Here is a 573-nt window from a genome sequence, read left to right as displayed (position 1 = left end):
CCAATACTGTCAGGGTGGTATCCCAAGGTTGACTCCACCAAGGCTGACGCCCTAGTTTCTCAGTCTCCCACCTATCCTGTACAGACAATATCGGAACTCAATGCTAAGCTACAGTAAAGCTCTACGGGGTCTTTCCGTCCAATCGCGGGTAGCGAGCATCTTCACTCGCACTACAACTTCGCCGGATTTGCAGTTGAGACAGTGCCCAAGTCATTACGCCATTCGTGCGGGTCAGAACTTACCTGACAAGGAATTTCGCTACCTTAGGACCGTTATAGTTACGGCCGCCGTTTACTGGGGCTTAAGTTCACACCTTCGCTTGCGCTAAGTGTTCCCCTTAACCTTCCAGCACCGGGCAGGCGTCAGCCCCTATACATCAGCTTGCGCTTTAGCAGAGACCTGTGTTTTTGCTAAACAGTTGCTTGGGCCTATTCTCTGCGGCCTGCTCTCGCAGGCACCCCTTCTCGCTAACTTACGGGGTCAATTTGCCTAGTTCCTTAACTGCAATTCTTCCGATGGCCTTAGGATTCTCTCCTCATCTACCTGTGTCGGTTTGCGGTACGGGCACTACTT

At 52.0% G+C, this 573-nt stretch carries 1 rRNA gene; it reads right to left on the bottom strand.

From position 1 onward, the window contains the following. Positions 1 to 573 (bottom strand): 23S ribosomal RNA (locus tag E5347_RS16730); the annotation flags it as partial.

The organism is Clostridium sartagoforme, from assembly GCF_004794105.1.
Taxonomy (GTDB): domain Bacteria; phylum Bacillota; class Clostridia; order Clostridiales; family Clostridiaceae; genus Clostridium; species Clostridium sartagoforme_B.
This window is presented reverse-complemented; position numbering and strand designations above follow the sequence as displayed.